This window comes from Polaromonas sp. CG_9.7 (assembly GCF_015752205.1).
Classification (GTDB): Bacteria; Pseudomonadota; Gammaproteobacteria; order Burkholderiales; family Burkholderiaceae_C; genus Polaromonas.
Genome location: NZ_JADOVG010000008.1, coordinates 97,265 through 117,559, shown reverse-complemented (window position 1 = coordinate 117,559; position 20,295 = coordinate 97,265). Strand labels below are relative to the sequence as shown.

General features: G+C 63.1%; 21 protein-coding genes. 17 read left to right on the top strand and 4 right to left on the bottom strand.

The window, feature by feature from the left end; genetic code table 11:
- Positions 1–34: 34 nt before the first annotated feature.
- The 9 genes from IWX87_RS10170 (at position 35) to IWX87_RS10130 (ending at position 8,613) form a co-directional block, all read left to right on the top strand.
- A complete protein-coding gene (locus IWX87_RS10170) occupies positions 35–325 on the top strand; it encodes a succinate dehydrogenase (RefSeq protein ID WP_196863483.1) in 291 nt (96 codons plus the stop codon).
- The gene (gene sdhC, locus IWX87_RS10165) at positions 322–678 is read left to right on the top strand and encodes a succinate dehydrogenase, cytochrome b556 subunit (RefSeq protein ID WP_036806829.1); all 357 of its coding nucleotides are present in this window, start codon (positions 322–324) and stop codon (positions 676–678) included. Before IWX87_RS10170 ends, sdhC begins: the two co-directional genes overlap by 4 nt.
- A gap of 72 nt (positions 679–750) precedes the next feature.
- Positions 751–1,743, top strand: a complete 993-nt coding sequence (locus IWX87_RS10160) for a tripartite tricarboxylate transporter substrate binding protein (RefSeq protein WP_196863407.1) — start codon at positions 751–753, stop codon at positions 1,741–1,743.
- Between the two features lie 15 nt (positions 1,744–1,758).
- Positions 1,759–2,634, top strand: a complete 876-nt coding sequence (locus IWX87_RS10155) for a fumarate hydratase (protein WP_196863406.1) — start codon at positions 1,759–1,761, stop codon at positions 2,632–2,634.
- Positions 2,635–2,654: 20 nt separating this feature from the next.
- On the top strand, positions 2,655–3,266 hold the full coding sequence (locus tag IWX87_RS10150) for a fumarate hydratase C-terminal domain-containing protein (RefSeq protein ID WP_196863405.1): 612 nt from the start codon (positions 2,655–2,657) through the stop codon (positions 3,264–3,266).
- Positions 3,263–4,999 (top strand): L-aspartate oxidase, encoded by a 1,737-nt coding sequence (locus tag IWX87_RS10145; RefSeq protein ID WP_196863404.1) that lies wholly within the window; start codon positions 3,263–3,265, stop codon positions 4,997–4,999. The genes IWX87_RS10150 and IWX87_RS10145 overlap by 4 nt, the downstream gene beginning before the upstream one ends.
- Before the next feature lie 94 nt (positions 5,000–5,093).
- Positions 5,094–6,080, top strand: coding sequence for a tripartite tricarboxylate transporter substrate binding protein (locus tag IWX87_RS10140; protein WP_196863403.1), 987 nt, complete (start codon positions 5,094–5,096; stop codon positions 6,078–6,080).
- A gap of 11 nt (positions 6,081–6,091) precedes the next feature.
- Entirely contained in the window at positions 6,092–7,720 is a 1,629-nt protein-coding gene (locus tag IWX87_RS10135) for a thiamine pyrophosphate-binding protein (RefSeq protein ID WP_196863402.1), read from the top strand.
- 143 nt (positions 7,721–7,863) lie between these two features.
- On the top strand, positions 7,864–8,613 hold the full coding sequence (locus IWX87_RS10130; RefSeq protein WP_280757224.1) for a sulfite exporter TauE/SafE family protein: 750 nt from the start codon (positions 7,864–7,866) through the stop codon (positions 8,611–8,613).
- Positions 8,614–8,666: 53 nt separating this feature from the next.
- Here IWX87_RS10130 and IWX87_RS10125 read toward each other — a convergent pair whose 3' ends face one another.
- A complete protein-coding gene (locus IWX87_RS10125; RefSeq protein ID WP_196863401.1) occupies positions 8,667–9,704 on the bottom strand; it encodes a LacI family DNA-binding transcriptional regulator in 1,038 nt (345 codons plus the stop codon).
- A gap of 146 nt (positions 9,705–9,850) precedes the next feature.
- Between IWX87_RS10125 and IWX87_RS10120 the strand changes: the two genes are divergently transcribed.
- From IWX87_RS10120 to IWX87_RS10090, 7 genes are all read left to right on the top strand, one after another.
- Positions 9,851–10,687, top strand: a complete 837-nt coding sequence (locus IWX87_RS10120; RefSeq protein WP_280757222.1) for an ABC transporter permease — start codon at positions 9,851–9,853, stop codon at positions 10,685–10,687.
- Positions 10,688–11,470, top strand: a complete 783-nt coding sequence (locus tag IWX87_RS10115) for an ABC transporter permease (RefSeq protein WP_196863399.1) — start codon at positions 10,688–10,690, stop codon at positions 11,468–11,470.
- A 34-nt stretch (positions 11,471–11,504) separates the two neighbouring features.
- On the top strand, positions 11,505–12,302 hold the full coding sequence (locus IWX87_RS10110; RefSeq protein WP_196863398.1) for an ABC transporter ATP-binding protein: 798 nt from the start codon (positions 11,505–11,507) through the stop codon (positions 12,300–12,302).
- 43 nt (positions 12,303–12,345) lie between these two features.
- Entirely contained in the window at positions 12,346–13,395 is a 1,050-nt protein-coding gene (locus IWX87_RS10105) for an ABC transporter substrate-binding protein (protein WP_196863397.1), read from the top strand.
- A gap of 129 nt (positions 13,396–13,524) precedes the next feature.
- On the top strand, positions 13,525–14,838 hold the full coding sequence (hisD, locus tag IWX87_RS10100; RefSeq protein ID WP_196863396.1) for a histidinol dehydrogenase: 1,314 nt from the start codon (positions 13,525–13,527) through the stop codon (positions 14,836–14,838).
- On the top strand, positions 14,835–15,602 hold the full coding sequence (locus tag IWX87_RS10095) for an SDR family NAD(P)-dependent oxidoreductase (protein WP_196863395.1): 768 nt from the start codon (positions 14,835–14,837) through the stop codon (positions 15,600–15,602). The genes hisD and IWX87_RS10095 overlap by 4 nt, the downstream gene beginning before the upstream one ends.
- Before the next feature lie 23 nt (positions 15,603–15,625).
- Entirely contained in the window at positions 15,626–16,627 is a 1,002-nt protein-coding gene (locus IWX87_RS10090) for a galactitol-1-phosphate 5-dehydrogenase (protein WP_196863394.1), read from the top strand.
- A gap of 42 nt (positions 16,628–16,669) precedes the next feature.
- Here the strand turns inward: IWX87_RS10090 and IWX87_RS10085 are convergent, their stop codons facing one another.
- The 3 genes from IWX87_RS10085 to IWX87_RS10075 all read right to left on the bottom strand — a co-directional run bounded on the left by IWX87_RS10085 (position 16,670) and on the right by IWX87_RS10075 (position 19,271).
- A complete protein-coding gene (locus IWX87_RS10085; RefSeq protein ID WP_196863393.1) occupies positions 16,670–17,548 on the bottom strand; it encodes a ChaN family lipoprotein in 879 nt (292 codons plus the stop codon).
- Between the two features lie 118 nt (positions 17,549–17,666).
- On the bottom strand, positions 17,667–17,948 hold the full coding sequence (locus IWX87_RS10080) for a DUF3567 domain-containing protein (RefSeq protein ID WP_196863392.1): 282 nt from the start codon (positions 17,946–17,948) through the stop codon (positions 17,667–17,669).
- A 69-nt stretch (positions 17,949–18,017) separates the two neighbouring features.
- The gene (locus IWX87_RS10075) at positions 18,018–19,271 is read right to left on the bottom strand and encodes a DUF3108 domain-containing protein (RefSeq protein ID WP_196863391.1); all 1,254 of its coding nucleotides are present in this window, start codon (positions 19,269–19,271) and stop codon (positions 18,018–18,020) included.
- Between the two features lie 29 nt (positions 19,272–19,300).
- Here IWX87_RS10075 and IWX87_RS10070 point away from each other — a divergent pair, with 29 nt between their 5' ends.
- The gene (locus IWX87_RS10070; protein WP_196863390.1) at positions 19,301–20,257 is read left to right on the top strand and encodes a fumarylacetoacetate hydrolase family protein; all 957 of its coding nucleotides are present in this window, start codon (positions 19,301–19,303) and stop codon (positions 20,255–20,257) included.
- Positions 20,258–20,295: the final 38 nt, after the last annotated feature.

Here is a 20,295-nt window from a genome sequence, read left to right as displayed (position 1 = left end):
GGCCAAGCGCTGGTACTGGCAGCGGATCAGCGCCATGGTGCTGGCGCTGTGCGTGCTGGTGCATCTGGCGGTCATGATTTACGCCGTGCGCGGCGGGCTCAGCGCCGGGGAAATCCTGGGCCGCACGCAGGGCAACTGGGGCTTTGCCGTGTTTTACGCTGTGTTTGTCGTGGCCTGCGCGGTGCATGTGCCCGTCGGCGTGGCCAACATTGCCCGTGAGTGGTGGGGCCTGGGGGAAGGTGCTGCGCTTTGGCTCTCGCGGGCCTTCGGGCTGCTGCTGCTGGTGATGGGCCTGCGTGCCGTGGTGGCGGTCGTGGCGGCATGAAGCGCCGCAACGACCAGCGCGCCCGTGCGCATCCAGCCTACTGGGCTTTCCTGATGCATCGCCTGTCGGGCCTGGGCCTGGCGGCATTTCTGCCACTGCATTTCTGGGCGCTGGGCCAGGCCTTGCAGGGGGCCGCCGCGCTGGACGGTTTTCTGCGTTTCGCCGACCAGGGGCTTTTCAAGTTTGCCGAATGGGGCCTGGTGGTCCTGCTGGCGCTGCACATGATGGGCGGCGTGCGCCTGCTGCTGATCGAGTTCGGCAGTGCCTCGGGTCTGCGCAAAGACTGGATTGCGGGTGCTGCAGGTTTCGCTGCCGCTGCCGGAATGGCTTTTGCCCTGTCACTCTTTTCCTGACTTTCACGGGCTTTTCCTGACTTTTCCAGGCTGTGCTGTAGGCCTGCTTTTCAATAACAAGGAGACAACGACATGACCTTCAACCGACGTTCAGCCCTGGGCCGCGTTTTTGCCGCAACCGTCGTCACGGCTGCCGCATGGGGCGCCATGCCCGCCACGGCGCAAGAACGCTGGCCCGTCAAGCCGGTGCGCCTGGTCGTTCCCTTTTCGCCGGGCGGCTCAACCGATGTGGTTGCACGCATGATCGGCCAGAAGCTTTCGGTGCTCTGGGGCCAGCCGGTGGTTGTCGAAAACCGCGCCGGGGCTGGCGGCAACCTGGGTGCGGACATGGTGGCCAAATCGCCGGCCGACGGCTACACGCTGCTGATGGCCTCGGGCAGCATCACCATCAATCCGCACATCTACAAAAACATGTCTTTTGACACCAGGAAAGACCTGGCGCCCATCACGAATGTGGCAAGCGGGCCGATGTTGCTCGTGGTGCCTGACCGCGCGCCGGTCAAGAGCGTGAAAGAATTGATCGCCTTGGCCAAGGAATCGCCAGGTGCGCTCAACTTCGGCTCTGCCGGCGTAGGCAGCCAGGTGCATCTGGCCGGCGAAAACTTTGCCGATGCCGCCCGCATCGAAATCAGGCATGTGCCTTACCGGGGCGAATCGGTTGCCTACAACGACCTGATTGCGGGTCAGATCCAGATGATGGTGGGCAATTTTGCCGCGGCTTCTGCCTTGCTGGGCCCGGGACGGCTGCGCGCGTTGGCCGTGACGGGCAAGCAGCGTTCAGCGCAACTGCCTGACGTTCCCACCGTGGCCGAAAGCGGCCTGCCGGGCTTCGAAAACACTGGCTGGTTCGGTTTTCTGGCGCCCGCCGGCACGCCCCAGGGCATTCTTTCCAAAATACAGATCGACACGGCCAAGGTGCTGGCCGAGTCTGACACCAAGGCGCGCCTGTTCGTGCAGGGAATGACCCCGGTGGGCAACACCCCGGCCGAATTTTCAAAGGCCATGGATGCCGAGTCCATGCAATGGGCCACCCTCGTGAAAAACCGCAAGATAACCACCGACTGACAAGAGAAAAACCCGATGAAGATTGATTTGCAAGCGGTCGAAGACGCCGCCATGACGCTGTACATCCGCGCGCTCAAGATGCTGCCGCCCGATGTCAAGGCCGGGCTGGACCGGCTGACCCGGACTGAAACCGCCGCCACCGCCCAAAGCGTGCTGGCAACCATGGTGACCAATATCCAGGTCGCCGAGGCCACCGACAACCTGCTGTGCCAGGACACCGGCATTCCCATCTACAACCTGCTGATCGGCTCGAACGTAGAGGTGGACGGCCACGCGCTCAAGCAGGCGATACGCCGGGGCTGCGAACGTGCCACCCGCGAACATCCGCTGCGCTCCTCGGTGGTGCATCCTTTGACGCGCAAGAACAACCACACCTCCTGCGGCATTGAGGTGCCTGTCATTCACATTGATTTCAGCCCGACGCCCGACCTGCTGGACATCGAAATGATCCCCAAGGGCAGCGGCTCGGAAAACAATTCCTTCCTGAAAATGGCCATTCCGGCCGAGGGCATCGACGCCATCAAGACCTTTGTGATCGACTGTGTGTTGGCAGCCGGCGGCAAGACCTGCCCGCCAACCATCGTCGGCGTGGGCCTTGGCGGCACCTCCGACCTGAGCGTGGCGCTGGCCAAGCGCGCGGCCACGCGCGAACTGGGCAGCCGCTGCAGCGATCCGGAAGGCGCCCGGCTGGAAGAGGCGCTGTCTGCCGCAGTCAACCAGCTGGGCGTGGGACCGCAGGGCCTGGGCGGCGACTCGACGGCGTTCGCGGTGCAGATCGAGCTGGCCTCGACACACATCACCATGAACCCCATCGCCGTCAACATGCAGTGCCATTCGGCGCGGCGCGCCCGCGCAACCTTCACGCCTGCAGGCGTGACCTACGGCTATTAGAACTTTTTCAGGAACTCAGCATGGCGCATCACGAACTCTCCACGCCGGTCACCGAGGCGCAAATCCGTCAGCTGCGCATCAACGACACGGTCACCCTGCAAGCCACGCTGTTCGGCATCCGCGATGCGACGCAGATCCACATGTTCGACCATGGGCGCCAGGCCAGGTTCGACATGCACGGCCATGCCGTGATCCATACCGCGCCGAATGTGCAGAAGGTTGAGAAATCTGCTGAATACCCGGCCGGCTACCGGCCGATCTGCATTGGCACGACGACTTCCGACCGCATGGAGCGCTTCACCCGGCCGCTCATGACCGACTACGGCGTGCGCATGGTCATCGGCAAGGGCGGCCTGCGTGACGGCTCGCTGTCTGCATTCAGGGAGCTGGGCGGCGTCTACCTGGCCATTGTCGGCGGTACCGCCGCGCTGGAAACCACCTGGATCGAGCAGATCGAAGACGTCGACATGGACGATTTGAACCCCGAGTCGCTCTGGAAATTCAGGATTCGCAATTTCGGCCCGCTGCTGGTGGCAATGGACAGCCATGGCGGCAGCCTGTATGACGAGCTCAAGCAAAGCACGGCAGGCAACAGGGCCGCAGCGCTGGCCAGCCTGGGAGTGACGGCATGAACATCAAACGACTGCAGACCGACATCCTGATCCTGGGCTCCGGCGGCGCCGGCCTGTTTGCCGCCCTGCATGCGCACCAGACGGCGCCCGACCTGTCGATCACCGTCGCCGTCAAGGGCCTGCTCGGAAAATGCGGCTGTACCCGCATGGTGCAGGGCGGCTACAACGTCGCGCTGGCCGCCGGCGATTCGGTCGAGCGGCATTTCATGGACACGATCGAAGGCAGCAAGTGGCTGTCGGACCAGGACCTGGCCTGGACGCTGGTGACCAAGGCGGTCGAGCGGGTGCACGAGCTTGAAAACGAGCTGGGCTGCTTTTTCGACCGCAACCCCGATGGCACCGTGCACCAGAAAGCCTTTGCCGGCCAGACCTTCGACCGCACCGTGCACAAGGGCGACCTGACGGGCATCGAGATCATCAACCGGCTGTCCGAACAGGTCTGGTCGCGCGGCATTGCCCGGCTTGAAGAGCACCGCGCCATCGAGCTGATCAAGACAGCCGATGGCAGCGCCTTGGCGGGCGTGCTGATGATCGACATGCGGGACGGCGGCTTCGTGTTCGTGCAGGCCAAGGCCGTGCTGCTCGCCACCGGCGGCGGCCCGACCATGTACAAGTACCACACCCCTTCCGGCGACAAGTCCTGTGACGGCCTGGCGATGGCGCTGCGGGCCGGCCTGCCGGTGCGCGACATGGAAATGGTGCAGTTCCACCCCACCGGCCTGCTTGCCGGCACGGGCACGCGCATGACCGGCACGGTGCTGGAAGAGGGCTTGCGCGGCGCGGGCGGCTACCTGCTCAACGGCGACGGCCAGCGCTTCATGGACCGCTACGACCCGAGGCTGGAGCGCGCGACGCGCGACATCGTGTCACGCTCCATTTTTTCCGAGATGCGCGAAGGCCGCACGTCGCCGAATGGCGGCGTGTACCTCCAGATGTCGCATCTCGGGCCGGAGAAGGTGCGCAAGCAGTTCAAGGGCATGGTCGAGCGTTGCGGTGATTGCGGTTTCGATCTGGCAGGCGGCCTGGTGGAAGTGGTGCCCACCGCCCACTACATGATGGGCGGCGTGGTGTTCAAAGCCGACTGCACCACGGCGCTGACCGGTTTGTTTGCCGCTGGCGAAGACACGGGCGGTGTGCACGGCGCCAACCGCCTGGGAGGCAACGGCGTGGCCAATTCCACGGTGTTTGGCGGCATCGCCGGCGACAGCATGGCGGCCTGGGTAAAAAGCCAGGGCCGCCTGCGCGAACCGGACGAAGCGGCGATCGGGCAAAGCATGGCATCGCACCTGGCGCCGTTTTCACAGGCGCCCGGAGACATCGAGGCGATTCGCGAGGCCCTGTTCGACTGCATGTGGCAAGACGTCGGCATCTTGCGCACTGCACAAGGCCTGCAGCGCGCACTCGTTACCCTGAACGCACTTGACGAACGGCTATCGGGCATTGGCGTGGCCGATGGCGACCGCGCCTTCAACCTGAGCTGGCACGACTGGCTCAACCTGAAAAGCCTGATCGCCGTGGGCCGCGTGATCGCGACTTCTGCTCTGGCCCGCGAAGACTCGCGCGGCGCACATTTCCGCGAAGACCATCCGCACACCGGCGACCTCGAAGGCTCCAGCTACATCGTCGTGACGCAGGACGGCCAGGCGCTGTCGATGCGCCGCGAACCGGTTCACTTCACCCGCGTCGTGCCTGGCCAGACGATCCTGCAAGAGGAGGATGCAATCGTTTCTTGAAACGCTTGAACAAGGCGCCCCGTGCGCGTTGACCTTTTCATGGCAGGCCAGCCGGTTGGCGCCCGAATTTCTAATCTGAACAACAGGAGACGTCGTGCATTCCATCCCGTATACCCTGGTCCTGTGGGCCGGTCTGTCTGCCATCGCACCTCAGGCAAGCTCCCAAACCCACCCCTACCCCGATCGCCCGGTCACGCTGATCGTGCCCTTCAGCGCCGGGGGCGATGCCGATGTCGCTGCGCGCAATCTGTCCGTCGTGGTGCAACGCACCCTGGGCCAGAGCCTGATCGCCGTGAACCGGGCGGGCGCGGGCGGGGCCATTGGTTCCCTTGCAGTGCAGGGCGCCAAACCCGACGGCTACACCCTGCTGCTCGCCCGTGTGGGCTCGCAGGTCGTCCTGCCGGCACTGCAAAAGGGGCTGGACTACAGGTGGGACAGCTTCACTTTCCTTGGCCTGCTGGAATTGAATCCGGTGGTCTGCGCAGTGCGCAGCGAATCGGCCTACAAGACCATGGCGGACCTGGTCAATGCGCTGCGCGCCAATCCTGGCAAGCTCAACTACAGCACCACTGGCCCTGCGACGATCCTGAACTTTGGTCCCCAACTGTTGTTCGATGTGCTCAAGCTCGGCAAGAACGCCGCTGTGCCGGTGGCCTACAAGGGCGGTGGTGAAGCGGCCATGGCTGTGCTGTCGGGCGATGTGGATTTCAGTTGTGGAAACCTCACGTCGATGATCGGCAATATCAAGGGCGGCAAGCTGCAGGCGCTGATGACCACGACGCCAGAACGACTCAAGGATCTGCCAGACGTGCAAACAGCGCGCGAGGCAGGTTATCCGGAACTTGAAACGGTCATTGGCTGGAGCGCGCTGTATGGCCCGCCTGGCCTGGACAAGGAAATCACAAACCGCTGGGTGAACACACTGGCTGCTGCCGCGCAGGATGCCCAGTGGACTGCCGCGACTGAAAAAGCCGGCAGCATTCCGCGGGTGATGAAGCCCGCTGACACCAGAAAATTCGCTTCCGACCAGTACCAGGTGTATGAACGCCTGGGCCGCGAACTCCAGATTGAATTGAAATAAAAGGCCGATACATGAACACCGCTTCCCGCAACCGTGGCTGTGATGCCCTGATCCAGTCGCTCAAGACAGCCGGCGTGCGCCGAATCTTCACGCTTTCGGGCAACCACATCATGCCGATTTACGACGCCGCGTTCAATTCGGGAATCGAGCTCATCCACACGCGCCACGAAGCCAGCGCCGTGCACATGGCCGATGCCTATGCGCGCATCACCGGCGAGGTGGGCGTGGCGCTGGTCACCGGAGGCCCCGGCCATGGCAATGCGGTGTCTGCGCTGTACACCGCGCAGATGGCCGAATCGCCGGTCGTTTTGCTGTCTGGCCATGCGCCGAACAACCAGCATGGACTGGGCGCTTTTCAGGAAATGCGCCAGGCCGAGATGGCGGTGCCGGTGACAAAGGCCGCCTGGACATGCGCCGGGCCGGACCAGCTCGCCGGCGACATTGCCAGGGCGATCCGTATTGCGCGATCGGGCAGGCCCGGGCCGGTGAACCTGAACCTGCCCACGGACGCGCTCGATGACCTGGCCGAGGCACCGGCGCTGGTGGCCGATGCCTTCGAGCCCGAAACCATGGCGTTGGACTGGGCCACCGCCAGCGACCTGATGCAGCGCCTGTCCCAAGCCAAGCGTCCCATGATCCTTGCCGGCCCGGCCTGCATGACCCGCCCGGGCCGCGCGATGCTGGCTGCACTGGAAGCGGCCAGCGGTGTGCCGGTGATCGGCATGGAAAGCCCACGCGGCATCGCCGATGCCAGCCTGGGTGCTTTTGCACAGATGCTGGCGCAGGCCGACTGCGTGCTGCTGGTCGGAAAAAGGGTGGACTTCACGCTTAAATTCGGCAAGGCTCCGGCCTTGTCGGCACAAACCATCGTGCATCAGGTGGATGCCGAACCGGCCGAAATCGAACGCACACGCAACGCGCTCGGCGAGCGTCTGCACGTCACAGCGCTGGCCGATGCTTTCTCGTCGCTGTCGGCATTGACGCAGGCGGCTTCCAGCGGCGCCCCGTACGCATGGCTCGCCGACGTGCGCGGGGCGGTCGCCTACCGTCCGCCTGAATGGGACAGCGTGACATCGGAACTGACCGGCAAGCTTCATCCCGTGCAAATGCTCAGGCCGCTGCAAGCGCTGCTCGACAGCCATCCCGAATCGGTGCTGGTGTGCGATGGCGGTGAAATAGGACAGTGGGCGATGGCTTGCCTGAACGCGCCGCACCGGGTCAACAACGGCGTGGCGGGCTCGATCGGCTCGGGTCTTGCGTATGCCCTGGCCGCGCGTTGCGCGCAGCCGCAAGCGCCGGTGGTGGCGGTGATGGGGGACGGCACGGTCGGATTTCATATCGCTGAATACGACACGGCCATGCGCTACGGACTGCCTTTTGTGTCGGTGGTTGGCAACGATGCGCGCTGGAATGCCGAATACCAGATCCAGTTGCGCGACTACGGTGCGGACCGGCTGGTGGGCTGCGAGCTTCGTCCGATGCGCTATGACGCTGTCGTGCAGGCATTCGGCGGTCATGGCGAACTGGTGACCGAGCCGCAGGCGATGGCGTCGGCTGTACAGCGTGCCCAGGCCAGCGGCCTGCCGGCCTGCCTGAACGTGATGATCGAGGGAGTGCCTGCGCCGCAGATCAAGTATTGAAGGGGCCATGTGTGTCAAGCAATGGCGTTTTACCCCGACAGCAGCAGGTTTGTGCGCCTGTGTTGTGATGCCCTCAGACGGCTGGCTGCAGCGACAATGCTGGCGCTCACGGCGCCCGCCTGCCAACGCAAGGCCGTGAGCGCGTGACCGACCTGCCCTGGCTTACGCTGCTGAGCGCCGCGCTGATCGTGACGGTTGCGTACACCGTGTACGGCCTGACCGGATTCGGCGCGGCGATCATTGCCATTCCGCTGCTGGCGCATTTCTTTCCCTTGCGCTTTGCCGTGCCGATGATGCTGGTGTTTGATCTTTTTGCCGGCTTGTTGCTGGGCCTGAAGAACCGCAAATACCTGGACCGAGGCGAATTGCTGCGCTTGCTGCCTTTTTTGCTGATCGGCATGGTGGTGGGTGTGACCTTGCTGGTACGGGTGAGCGAACGCTGGCTGCTGATGGTGCTGGGCATCTTTGTGCTCACTTACGCCAGCTGGAGCCTGCTGCGCAAGGCGGTGACTGCACCCATTTCGTCCCGGTGGGCCGTGCCCGCCGGAATGGTGGGTGGCGCGTTCACGGCGCTGTATGGCACGGGCGGGCCGGTTTACATGATCTACCTGGCGCGGCGCCTGCCCGACAAAACCGTGATGCGCGCGACCATTGGCGTGCTGATCTTCGGCACCGCCCTGATCCGGCTGGTGCTTTTCACCGGAAGCGGGTTTTACCGTCAGGACGGACTGCTGCCGCTGGCGTTTGCGTTGCTGCCGTGTGCGATTCTGGGTTATCTGGCGGGCAGCCATCTGCATGCGCGCATGCCTGCGGAACGCGTCATTCAGGCGGTGTGGGTGCTGTTGATCGCCGGCAGTACCAGCCTGCTGTGGCGCGGCCTGACCATGCCATGAGATCGGGATTTGCCGGGATGGAATATTTTGCAGCGGCTGAATGCCCGCTGGCTTCAACCCTGTTTGCCTGATGTCGCCGGCCCGGTGGACTGGCGCACCACCAGCGCCACGTCGATTTTGGTACTGCGCTGGACCGACTCTCCGCGTATTGCGGCCACCAGACGGTCGGCCGCTGTGCTCCACATGGCTTGCGTGGGAACCCGCACGGTGGTCAGTGCGGGCTGCAGGTGCCGCGCCATCTCCAGGTCATCAAAACCCACGATGGACAGGTCGTGCGGCACCTGCAAGCCCAGGCTGGCCGCTTCCAGCATGGCGCCAAAGGCCAGCACGTCGTTGCCGCAGATCACCGCCGTGGGTGCTGGCTGGTGCGCCATCAGCTGGCGCAGCCCGTCTCGTGCATCGGCCAGCGCGTAGGCTCGTTCCACCAGGCGCCCGGCTGGCAAATCCAGCCCGGCCGCCTGCAATGACCGACGCACGCCTTCGACCCGCTGCAATGCACGGTCATTGTCGAGCGTCACGCCGGCCAGCATGGCGATGTGGCGATGACCCAGATCGATCAGGTATTGCGTTGCCTGGGCCATGGCGGCAACATTGTCAAAGCCGACACTGATATGTTGGTTGTCCGGTGCATGGACCATCACATGGACACAGGGCAGGCTGCGTTGATCCATGAAGCGCAGCAGGTCGGGATGCTGGCTGAATCCGCACAGCACCAGCGCATCAGCCCCCCGGGTAACCAGGTTGATGGCCTGGCGCATTTCACTGGTTTTGTCATAACCGCTGGTGGCAATCAATAACTGGATGTCCGACTGCGCCAGGCGGCGCTGGAGCGAATCAATCGCAGTGGCAAAGATGGCATTGTCCACGGTCGGAAACACGGCGCCGACCGTGCCGGAACGCCGCAGCATCAGCGCACGCGCACCGGCATGTGGCACATAGCCCAGCTGTGCCACAGCTGCAGTGACTTTCTTTCGCAAGGATTCGCTAACCGACTCGGGCCGGTTCAGGACGCGTGACACCGTCGCGGTCGATACGCTTGCCAGGCGGGCGACATCGTCAATGGTGGGGTGGCTATTTTCAGGCGTAGTCATAGGATTTAAATGTACGCGCTTACAGCTTTAATTTGACTTGTCAGTGACCGGGTTTACTCTAATAAATGAACGGTCACACCTTATTGACAGCCAATGGTCGAGCGTCGAATAATGAAAGCGCTTACAAATCAATTCTGGAGAGTTTGGTGACATCTGCGAAAACCGTTCAGCCCTTGGCCGCCAGCCCTTCCATTGAGAAGGGCCCCCTACTTTTTTCGTGGAGCCGAGGGTTGTTGCGTGTACTGCTGACCCTGGGCATTCTGGTTTTGATTTGGTGGGGACTGACCGATGGCTCGGGCCTGATTTCTCGCATGCGGTTTCCAGCCCCGGCTGAAACCCTGGCCGCCTGGAAACAGATTGTGTTCGAGGGCTATAGCAGTGCACGCTGGCACGAGCATGTGCTGCGCAGCGTGCGGCTCGTCACGATGGGTTTTGTGGTGGCATCTACCCTGGGCGTGGTGCTGGGGCTGGCTATGGGCGCCAGCCGCACGGTGGAGGCGCTGGCCAACCCGGCTTTCCTGTTTTTGCGCCCGATTCCGCCACTGGCCTGGATTCCGCTGGCCATCGTGTGGCTTGGATTGGGCGATGCCGCAAAGGTGATGGTGATTTTCGTGGCCGCCTTTGTGCCTTCGGTTATCAACACTTTCAGCGGCGTGCGCCAGATTGAGCGTCCGCTGCTGGAGGCCAGTGCCATGCTGAATATCACCGGTTGGCGCTACTGGAAAGAGGTGCTGATTCCCGGGGCGATGCCCAGCATTTTCACCGGGCTGCGACTGTCATTGCAGGCGTCGTGGACGACTCTGGTGGCGGCTGAACTGGTGGGTGCCATCGCGGGACTGGGGCAAATCCTGAACCAGGGCGCGCAGGACATTTACCCGCCCATGATCCTGGTCGGAATGATGAGCGTGGCCCTGACCGGCTGGCTGATGACGCTGGGCCTGGGCTGGCTGGAGAAAAAAGTGATGCCATGGAGGAACACGTAAATGCTGCAATCCCCTTTGCCCGCAGGCCGCTTCTGGGCCCTGAGTCTGGCGGGCGCCACCGGATTTTTCTTGCTCTGGTCCGCCATGGCCTTGTCGGGATTGGTGCCGCGCACTTTTTTGCCCGCGCCGTGGGAAATCTTCTCGCGCCTGATCGAGTTGACGCATGAGCCGTTTGCGGGCTACACGCTGCAAATGCATCTGCTGTCCAGCCTGAAACGATTTGCCATGGGTTTCATTCTGGCGGTGTGTGTCGGCATCCCGCTGGGATTGCTGATGGCCTGGTTTCGCTGGGTGGACAAGATTGTCGGGCCTTTGTTTGAAGCTGTGCGATTTGTCGCGCCGATTGCCTGGGTGCCTTTTGCCGCACTGTGGTTTGGCACCGGCATTGGCGGGCCAATCCTGATCATTTTCATGGGGGCACTGCCGCCGGTACTGATCAACACCTACCGCGGCGCCAAATATGTGGACCGCAAATACATCGAAGCTTCCAGCATGCTGGGCGCAGGACCCTGGCGCGGCATCACGCAGGTAATGCTTCCTGCAGCCGTTCCATCCATTGTGTCTGGCCTGCGCATCTCTGCCGGTCTAGCCTGGCAATCGCTGGTGGGTGCGGAACTGATTGTGGCGTCCAGCGGGGTCGGTTACCTGATGGTCAAGGGGCAGGCTGGCTTGTCTACCGCCACGGTGATGAGCGGCATGATCGCCATCGGCCTGGTGGGACTGGTCATTGATGTGCTGCTGCAGCGTCTGCAGAAGACGATTGAAACCCGTCGTGGACTGTAAACACGGCCTTAAAAAACTTTAGCCCAGGAAACCTATGGCCATCATTCATTTCAACAACGTGGAGCGCACCTTTCACCAGGGCAACCAGGACTTTGTTGCGCTCAAGGGCGTCAACCTGGAGGTCGGCGACCGCGAGTTTGTCGCCATCGTCGGGCCGTCGGGCTGCGGTAAAACTACTTGCATGCGCATGGCGGCAGGACTTGAACACCCCACGGGCGGCCATGTGATGGTGGACAACGAAGTGGTCACTCGCCCCGGTCCAGACCGTGCGGTGGTGTTCCAGCAATTTGCGCTTTTCCCCTGGAAAACCGTCTGGGACAACATCGAGTTCGGTTTGCATTCGCTGGGTATCGCGGCGCCCGAAAGGAAAAAACGCATCGAGCAATACATCGATCTGATGGGATTGAAGGGCTACGAAAAGGCTTTTCCGCATCAGCTCTCGGGTGGCATGCAGCAGCGGGTGGCGATTGCCCGAGCCTATGTGCTGGACCCCAAGGTGTTGCTGATGGATGAGCCCTTTGGCGCGCTTGATGCCCAGACGCGCGTGGTGATGCAGGAAGAACTGGTACGCCTGGCACGCAAGCATCCGCGCACCGTGCTGTTTATCACCCATGCGGTGGAAGAGGCGGTTTACCTGGCCGACCGCGTCGTGGTGATGTCGCGCCGGCCGGGCACGATCCGGGAAATCATCGACATCAAATCCATTCGTGAAGCCGAGGGTTGGGACGCCCTGCCGCGCATTGAGGACGTCATGGACCAGCCCACTTTTGTTCACCTTCGCACCCAGATATGGAAATTGCTCCGCGACCAGCATGAAGCGGCAATCCATTGATACCGGCACCGGATTTTTGTACTTATAACTTCAGGAGATTCCCATGAAAACTTTTTTGCGCAACACCTTGCTGGGCACCCTTGTCGCCAGCGCCACGCTGTGCGCCCAAGCGCAGGCACCACTCACCGAAATCAAGGTCAGCTACCAGCCGGCGTTGTACTGGTCCTTGCCGTTTTTTGTTGCCGCAGAGAAGAACTGGTGGGCTGAAGTGGGGCTCAAGCCGGTGTTCAGCATCTTCCCGGCCGGTGTACCGCAGATGGCTGCTGCTGCGGCCAAGTCATGGGATGTGGGCGGAACAGGTTCTGTGCCGGCTGTGCTGGGCCACATGCGCTTCGGCATTAAAACCATTGGCCTGACCAATGACGAATCGGACGCCAACACCCTGATGGTCAGCAAGGAAATGGCCGATCAGTTCTCCAAGAATCCGGCATTGATCAAAGGCCAGACGATTTTGCTCACCAGCAATTCAACCGGAGATTTTGCCGTTCAGGCGTGCCTGAAAAAGTACGGGCTGACCAAGCAGGACGTGATGATCAAGAACATGGGCCAGTCCGAAATCATCTCGGCGCTGGCTTCGGGCGGCGCCAACCTGGCCGGACTCTGGGCGCCCAACACCTATTCGGTGGAAGAAAAGGCTGGCGCTGTACAACTTTGCTCGGGCAAGGATGGCGGCGCCATTGTGCCGGGTGCGCTGGTGGCACGCAGTGAGTACGCCGAGCAGAATCCCGAGGAAGTTGCGAAATTTCTCGCCGTTTACCTGCGCGCCTGGTCGTGGATGAATGCCAACCGGCCAGAAGCGTTGGTCATGATGCGCAAATTCTATGAACAGGGCGGCGTCAATGTCTCCGACGCTTCGCTGCAAAAAGAGTTTGCCAAGCGACCGACCTTCAGCCTGGAGCAGCAGCTTGCCCATATGGACCGCAGCCGGGGTACGTCCGACATGGACAGCTGGTTTGGGCAAATTGCCACCTTCATGCGCGGCACCGGCGCGATCAACACCACACCGCCGGGCACTGACTACATCACCGATGTCTATATGAAGCGTGTCAACACAAACCCCAAATTGCGCGAGTTTGCCAACCGCAGCCAGTAAGTCACCCAAAGCACCTTCATGCGTGTCATGGAGGTGCTTTTTAAAGCCTGAATTTGTAAGCGCTTTCAAATGAGGTTGACGGCGTTTTTGTTTGATTGAATTTTTATTGACCGCCCTAAGGAGATTGAAATGACTGTGACCTACCTGAAAAAAGCCGACAAGACGCCGGAAACAGAAACAGCCAGTGCCCAGCAAGTTGTAACCACCATGCTTGGCGAGATTGGTGTCAACGGCGAGTCGGCGGTGCGCGCCTATGCCAAAAAGCTCGACCAGTGGGAGGGCGAGATCGTGGTGAGCCGCGCCGAAATCGAGCGGCGCAGCGCCGAGGTGCCTGACCAGGTGCGGCGGGACATTGATTTTGCGATCAAGCAGGTGAGCGACTTTGCGCTGGCGCAGCGCCGTTCGCTGAATGAATTTTCGGTGGGTCTGCATCCGGGCGTGACCGCCGGGCAACGGGTATTGCCGGTCAATGTGGCCGGTTGTTACGCGCCTGCCGGGCGTTATGCGCACATCGCCTCTGCCTATATGGGCGTGGCCACGGCCAAGGCGGCAGGGGTGAAAACCATCATCGCCTGCTCGGGGCCGTTTCGTGGGGGTCCGATGCATCCGTACCTGTTGTACGCCTTCGACCGGGCCGGTGCCGATGTCATCATGACGCTGGGCGGCGTGCAGGCCATCGCCACGATGGCCTATGGCCTTTTCACGGGTCAGCCTGCAGATGTCATTGTCGGACCCGGTAACAAATTCGTTGCCGAAGCCAAACGCACCCTGTTTGGCAAGGTCGGCATCGACGTGTTCGCCGGTCCGTCAGAGGTCGGCGTCATTGCAGACGACAGCGCTGACGCGGCCATCGTTGCCAGTGACCTGGTCGGCCAGGCCGAACATGGCCATGAGTCACCGGCCTGGCTGTTCACCACTTCCCGGGCACTGGCCGAGCAGGTGATGCAACGGGTGCCCGAGTTGATTGACAAACTGCCGCCTACAGCGCGTGACGCCGCCGGCAGCGCCTGGCGCGATTACGGCGAAGTGATCTTGTGCGACACCCGCGAGGAGGTGGCAGAAGTGTCAGACCGATACGCCAGCGAACACCTGGAAGTGCATGCCCGCGATCTTGACTGGTGGCTGGACAACCTGACCTCCTACGGCTCGCTGTTCCTTGGCGAGGAAACCACGGTGGCCTTTGGTGACAAGGCCAGCGGCCCCAACCATGTGCTGCCGACCAAGGGCGCGGCGCGCTACTCAGGCGGCCTGTCTGTTCACAAGTTCATGAAAACCCTGACGTGGCAGCGCATGACACGCGAGGGCGCCCGCAACATTGGCGAAGTCACTGCGCGCATTTCACGCCTGGAAGGCATGGAGGCCCATGCCCGAACGGCGGACGACCGGCTGGCCAAATACTTTCCCGGTACTGCGTTCGACCTGGGCGAGCCGGTGTCGGTATGAGCATTGCGCAACTGTTCGACCTGTCGGGCCGGCGGGCGCTAATAACGGGCGGCAATTCCGGCATCGGCGAAGCCATGGCCCGTGCGCTGGGACTGGCGGGCGCGCAGGTGCTGCTGGTGGCGCGCCGCCAGCCTGAACTCGACGCTGCCGCCGCACGCCTGCGGGCCGAAGGAATCACTGCCACCACCCTGGCGGCGGATCTGGCCGATGCCGCCGCGCTCCAGGAGGTTGCGGTTGCAGCCGAATCGTTGCTGGGCGGCGTTGACATCCTCGTCAACGCCGCCGGCATCAACCTGCGTCAGCCTTTTCTGGAAGTCACTCCAGAAAGCTGGGCAATACAGCTGGCGCTGCATCTTTCCGCACCGTTTTTTCTGACGCAGGCGCTGGCGCCCGGCATGAAGGACCGCCGCTGGGGCCGCGTTATCAATATCGCTTCGCTTCAAAGCTGGCGTGCTTTTGCCAACAGCGCGCCGTATGGCGCCGGCAAGGGCGGCGTGGTGCAGCTGACACGCGCCATCGCCCAGGCATGGTCGCCGCACGGCATCACCTGCAATGCCATCGGTCCGGGATTTTTTCCGACTGCGCTGACGGCCGCTGTGTTTGACAACCCGGAGCTGGCTGAGCGTAATGCCGCGCAAACCTGTATCGGGCGCAACGGAGAACTGACCGACCTGCATGGCGCAACCGTGTTTTTGGCCAGTGAGGCCAGCGCCTATATCACCGGGCAGACGCTGATGGTCGATGGCGGCTTCACTGCGCGTTGAAAAACTGAAATAGGAGTTATTTGATGAAAGCGCTGGTCTACACCCAACCCAATGAACTGCAACTGCAGGAACTCCCACGACCCGAACTGGCCGATGGTGAAGTGGTGCTCAAAATTGATGCGGTCGGCATCTGTGGCTCCGACATGCATGCGTGGCATGGCCACGACCCCCGGCGCAAACCGGGACTGGTGCTGGGCCACGAGTTTGTCGGCACGGTGGTTGAATCGGCGGCAGTTGGTTTTAAGCCAGGCACGCGATTTACCGGCAATCCGCTGATTACCTGTGGTGTCTGCGACTACTGCGTGCAGGGCCGCAACAACCTGTGTTCCAACCGCACCATGGTGGGCATGACCCGGCCCGGTGCTTATGCCGAGTACATGAGCATTCCGGCCGCCTCCCTCATCGCCATGCCGCAAGACATGTCCGATGTGGCAGCTGCGTTGACCGAACCAGCGGCCACGGCCTGGCACGCCGTCAACCTGTCGCTGCGCGTGCTGCCGCGACCGGTGCATGAATGCCGCGTGCTGGTGATCGGCGGCGGCGCCATCGGCATGCTGGCCGCCTTGCTGCTCAAGCACCTGGGCGTCGTCCGGCTTACCCTGAGCGAGCCCAATTCCCTGCGGCGTGAGGCTGTGCAAACCCATGTCGGCTGTGAAACCCTGGACCCGCGCCAACAGACACCCGCTGAAAATCAGTACGACTATGTGCTCGACGCGGTGGGCGCCAAGGTGACGCGCCAGCAGGCCTTTGTCGCCATCCGGCCCGGTGGCGTGGTCATGCATGTGGGCCTGCAGGACTGGGCCAGCGAAATCGACATGCGCAAGCTGACATTGTCTGAAATCACGCTGCTGGGCACCTACACCTACACCACCGCCGACTTGCGCGCCACGGTGACCGCCCTGCATGCGGGCGTGTTCGGAGACCTCGCCTGGGTTGAGGAACGGCCCATGGCGCAGGGGCAGCGCACCTTTCAGGACCTTGATGAAGGCCGCACTGCATCGGCCAAGATCGTTTTGCGACCCTGAGAGGCAACGGCCGCCCCTGGCTGTCCGGGGGACTGCACCAAGCTACTTGCCGGCTGCAGGCCACTGCGCCTTCAATTCGGCGCAGTAGTCGGTTTCGGGCAATGCCGGCGTCGGCCAGACGCCGTCAAAAGCGTCAAGCCTGTCGGTGGCCGCACCATCGCCCGCGCGCAGTTGCAGTGATTTGGCCTTCACGTCGGCCCGCAGGTGTTGCGGCACGCCCAGGGCGCGGTCGGCATGGCCGTTGCCGGTCAGCAGCACCACGGTTTTGCCAGGCAGCAGCAACTGGTGAAGGGTAGCGGCCATGGTGATGTCCTTGGCAATCTGGATGCGCGTCATCGGCGTGATCTGGCTCTCGGGCAGCAAGTTGCAGTGGCCGAGACGGATGGCTTGCTGCTGCGCCTTCAGCGCCGGGCCGGGAAGCTGTCCATCCAGCTTGCTGTCATTCATGCTGGACGGCATCTGGTCGCGCGGCAGGTTGGCGCCAAGCACCGGCACGCCTGCGCGCACCGCGGTCATCACCGCAGGCCCGTAGGCGCTCCACGGCCAGGACTTGTCGTCCCATTTCAATGCCCTGCGCGCCTGCTCTTCGGTCGAACTCGGTTTGAGCTTCGCGGTGCTGACACCGACCTCGGACATTTCCAGCGCCACGGCGGCCAGCAGACCGCGGCTCGCCAGGCTGGAGACGATTTGCTGCTCAATTTCATGGTGTGCCGGCGCATCATGCTGCTCGCCGACGATCAGCACATCGGCGGGCAGCAAGGCCTCCAGCCGGGTCGCTGTCTGGGCAGCCGCACGGCTGCCGGTCTGTTCAAGGATGGGCAGTTCGGGTCGACCGGCACAACCCGCTGTCATCAACGCGGAGGAAGCGGCCAGAAGTACGGCGAAATGGACGGGTGTAAAGAGTCTGGAAGTAAGCAGCATGGCCGAATACTAAAGCCTTGACTGGTGCGCTGCTGCGCGGTTGGCATCTGGCGGTCTTTTTGTCCGGGACCGTCACGGACTTCACGGTGCTCTCGCTGCGGATGGACTCACCCAGTGGTCAGTGCAGGGAAACCGGCGTGTTTGCCAGGCCGCTGTAGCCTTCCAGCGTGTCCTCAACCTCTTCTTGCGTGGGCGTTTGCTTTTCCCAACCGCTCAGGCGCTGCTGGAACATCTCTGCCCAGGAACCGTCTAGGTAAACCTGCTTGCCGGAGCGCTTGTCCACGATTTCATAGCCGTGGCGGGCCAGTTGGGGCACGGCCGGCCGGGGTGCCGAGTCTTCGGGCGCATTCGCGTGAATCTGTACCACCACAAATGATTCCGAGTCGTAAAGCAGTTGCATTGAAATATCCTTTGTCCGCAGATGGCCACGATTGCCGCAACTTCAAGAGGGCGCGGTAGGGCAAGGCTCTCAGGGACGGGTCAGATCGCTCAGTTCCTGATCGACAAAATCGCCGTTCGCCTGGGTGATCCTGCTGCGCACCGGCAGGTAGTCCAGCGCCGGTGCAAACCAGATTTCAACCTTCTGGTCGTAGTCGCGCCGGGGCTGGCGTGACAGCTTGACGGTCGCCGTTTCACCGAAAGGCAGCGCGAGCAATTCCGGGCCTTCGACCACAAAGGTCCAGTTGTCCGCAGCGCGCGGCCCGACGGTGAGGGTTGAAATGGTCGAGCCTGCCGGAAAGCCCGACGGGTTGCCCGCCAGCATGCCGCCAAGCTGCAAGAACACGCTGACCCGGTCCTGTGCGCCCTGGACCCACGGCACCGTGGGCGTGTTGGCGCTGAAGCTGATCTGGCCCTTGTCGGGCTCGAAATGGGCCGCCACCTCGGTGCGCGACTTGTCGGAAAAGCGCGTGGGCGCCAGCCCTTGGGCGCTGATCTGGCCGGTGCTGCTTAGGGTGCGCGAGCCGATGAACAATGCCTTGACGGTCATGCGCGCGTTGTAGCTGCCGCCGGCGTTTTCCCAGAGCAGTTCGCCTTGCGCATGGTAGGTCAGGCCCTTGGCGCTGCCGGTCATGCGGTAGTCAAGCCGGGCGCTGGTCGCCAGCGCCATGGCGGTGACCGGCGTCTGGGTGGCTGGTGGCGGCGGCGGTGGCGGTGGCAGTGGCGGTGGCAGTGGCAGTGGCGGTGATGGCGCTGCCGCGTCACTGTCGGGCGGCGTCGGGGTGGCTGCCGTGGCGCTGCTGGCGGGACCTTCGCGTGCGGGTGCGGCTTCTGGCAACTCAGTGGATGGGGCAGCGCCTTGCGTCTCTGGCGGGGTTGGCGCTTCATCGACGCTGGCCGGAAGCGGGTCACGTGATGCTATTGAATCAATAGCTGATTGCGTATACTGGTCCTGCGCAAGAGGCATTTTTTTCTTGAAAATCGGCTTTTTGACAGACGTGACGATTGGTTTGGGTGGCGTGGGCGCAGGAGGCGTGGCCTGGACGGGGGGCGGACTGGCGGCCGCTGGCGGCAGGGCAATGCTGCGGGTGGTCATCACCGCCACGCTGCGGGACGTCGGCTCTTGCGACGGTCCGAAGCGGGACGGCCGGGTTTGCAGCACCAGCGCATGGGCAGCCAGCACCCCGGCGGCCAGCAGGCCCAAGGTGCGCCAGGGCGGCGCTGCATGGCGCGGCACAATCTGGTCTGTTGCCGGTATGTCGGAAGTCAGCCTGTCAGGACACATCACCCGACCATTCATTTATTCTGGAAATCATGAAACTCGCTACCTACAAGGACGCCTCGCGCGACGGCCAGCTGGTCGTGGTGTCGCGCGACCTGTCAACCGCTCATTATGCGACCGGCATCGCCAACCGGCTCCAGCAGGTGCTGGACGACTGGCGCTTCATGGCGCCGCAACTGCAGGACCTGTATGAACTGCTGAACAGCGGGAAGGCGCGGCATGCGTTTGCGTTTGATCCGGCGCGCTGCATGGCGCCACTGCCGCGCGCCTACCAGTGGGTCAGCGGCCCGGCGTACGCCAGCCATATCGAACGCTTGGGAGGCCTGCCGGCGGCCGATCTGCCCGCGGGGCTGTACGCCGAGCCGCTGCTGCGCCAGGGCCGCAGCGACGGCTTCATCGGTCCGCGCGATGACGTGGTGCTGGCCAGCGAAGCGGGTGGCATCGACTTTGAAGCGCAACTGGCCGTCATCACCGGGGACGTGCCGATGGGCGCCAGCCCCGAACAGGCGCTGGCCGGCATTCGCCTGCTGATGCTGGGCAGTGACATCTGCCTGCGCAGCCTGGGCGTGCTGCAGGGTCGGCCCATGACTGCCTTTGGCCCGGTGGCCGTCACGCCTGACGAGGCCGGCGACGCCTGGCGCCAGGGGCGGCTCGGCCTGGGCCTGCAAACCACCTGGAACGGCCGCAAGGTCGGCCTGTGCGACGCCGGCGAGGGCATGACGTTTCATTTCGGCCAATTGTTGTCGCACCTGTGCAAAACGCGGCCGGTGAGCGCCGGAAGCATCGTCGGCGCCGGCCCGGTCAGCCACGCGGATTGGCGACAGGGCTACAACTGCATCGCCGAAAAGCGCGCCGTTGAAACAGCCGACACCGGCCAGCCCACCACCCGTTTCATGCAGTTCGGCGACACCCTGCGCATTGAGGTCAAGGGCAAAAACGGGCAGTCGCTGTTCGGCGCGATCGAGCAGGAAATCACGCCGCCGGCTTGACGTGTTGCGAGCCTAAATGCCAGCCCGAGCGCAGGCCG

Bases quoted from the DNA above. Each gene is read 5' to 3' on its own strand.
- sdhC (WP_036806829.1), top strand. From the start codon at position 322: ATGAAGCGCCGCAACGACCAGCGCGCCCGTGCGCATCCAGCCTACTGG.
- IWX87_RS10070 (WP_196863390.1), top strand. From the start codon at position 19,301: ATGAAACTCGCTACCTACAAGGACGCCTCGCGCGACGGCCAGCTGGTC.
- IWX87_RS10080 (WP_196863392.1), bottom strand. From the start codon at position 17,948: ATGCAACTGCTTTACGACTCGGAATCATTTGTGGTGGTACAGATTCAC.
- IWX87_RS10135 (WP_196863402.1), top strand. From the start codon at position 6,092: ATGAACACCGCTTCCCGCAACCGTGGCTGTGATGCCCTGATCCAGTCG.
- IWX87_RS10170 (WP_196863483.1), top strand. From the start codon at position 35: ATGGTGCTGGCGCTGTGCGTGCTGGTGCATCTGGCGGTCATGATTTAC.
- hisD (WP_196863396.1), top strand. From the start codon at position 13,525: ATGACTGTGACCTACCTGAAAAAAGCCGACAAGACGCCGGAAACAGAA.
- IWX87_RS10160 (WP_196863407.1), top strand. From the start codon at position 751: ATGACCTTCAACCGACGTTCAGCCCTGGGCCGCGTTTTTGCCGCAACC.
- IWX87_RS10090 (WP_196863394.1), top strand. From the start codon at position 15,626: ATGAAAGCGCTGGTCTACACCCAACCCAATGAACTGCAACTGCAGGAA.
- IWX87_RS10110 (WP_196863398.1), top strand. From the start codon at position 11,505: ATGGCCATCATTCATTTCAACAACGTGGAGCGCACCTTTCACCAGGGC.
- IWX87_RS10155 (WP_196863406.1), top strand. From the start codon at position 1,759: ATGAAGATTGATTTGCAAGCGGTCGAAGACGCCGCCATGACGCTGTAC.
- IWX87_RS10075 (WP_196863391.1), bottom strand. From the start codon at position 19,271: ATGTGTCCTGACAGGCTGACTTCCGACATACCGGCAACAGACCAGATT.
- IWX87_RS10145 (WP_196863404.1), top strand. From the start codon at position 3,263: ATGAACATCAAACGACTGCAGACCGACATCCTGATCCTGGGCTCCGGC.
- IWX87_RS10095 (WP_196863395.1), top strand. From the start codon at position 14,835: ATGAGCATTGCGCAACTGTTCGACCTGTCGGGCCGGCGGGCGCTAATA.
- IWX87_RS10115 (WP_196863399.1), top strand. From the start codon at position 10,688: ATGCTGCAATCCCCTTTGCCCGCAGGCCGCTTCTGGGCCCTGAGTCTG.
- IWX87_RS10125 (WP_196863401.1), bottom strand. From the start codon at position 9,704: ATGACTACGCCTGAAAATAGCCACCCCACCATTGACGATGTCGCCCGC.
- IWX87_RS10150 (WP_196863405.1), top strand. From the start codon at position 2,655: ATGGCGCATCACGAACTCTCCACGCCGGTCACCGAGGCGCAAATCCGT.
- IWX87_RS10105 (WP_196863397.1), top strand. From the start codon at position 12,346: ATGAAAACTTTTTTGCGCAACACCTTGCTGGGCACCCTTGTCGCCAGC.
- IWX87_RS10085 (WP_196863393.1), bottom strand. From the start codon at position 17,548: ATGCTGCTTACTTCCAGACTCTTTACACCCGTCCATTTCGCCGTACTT.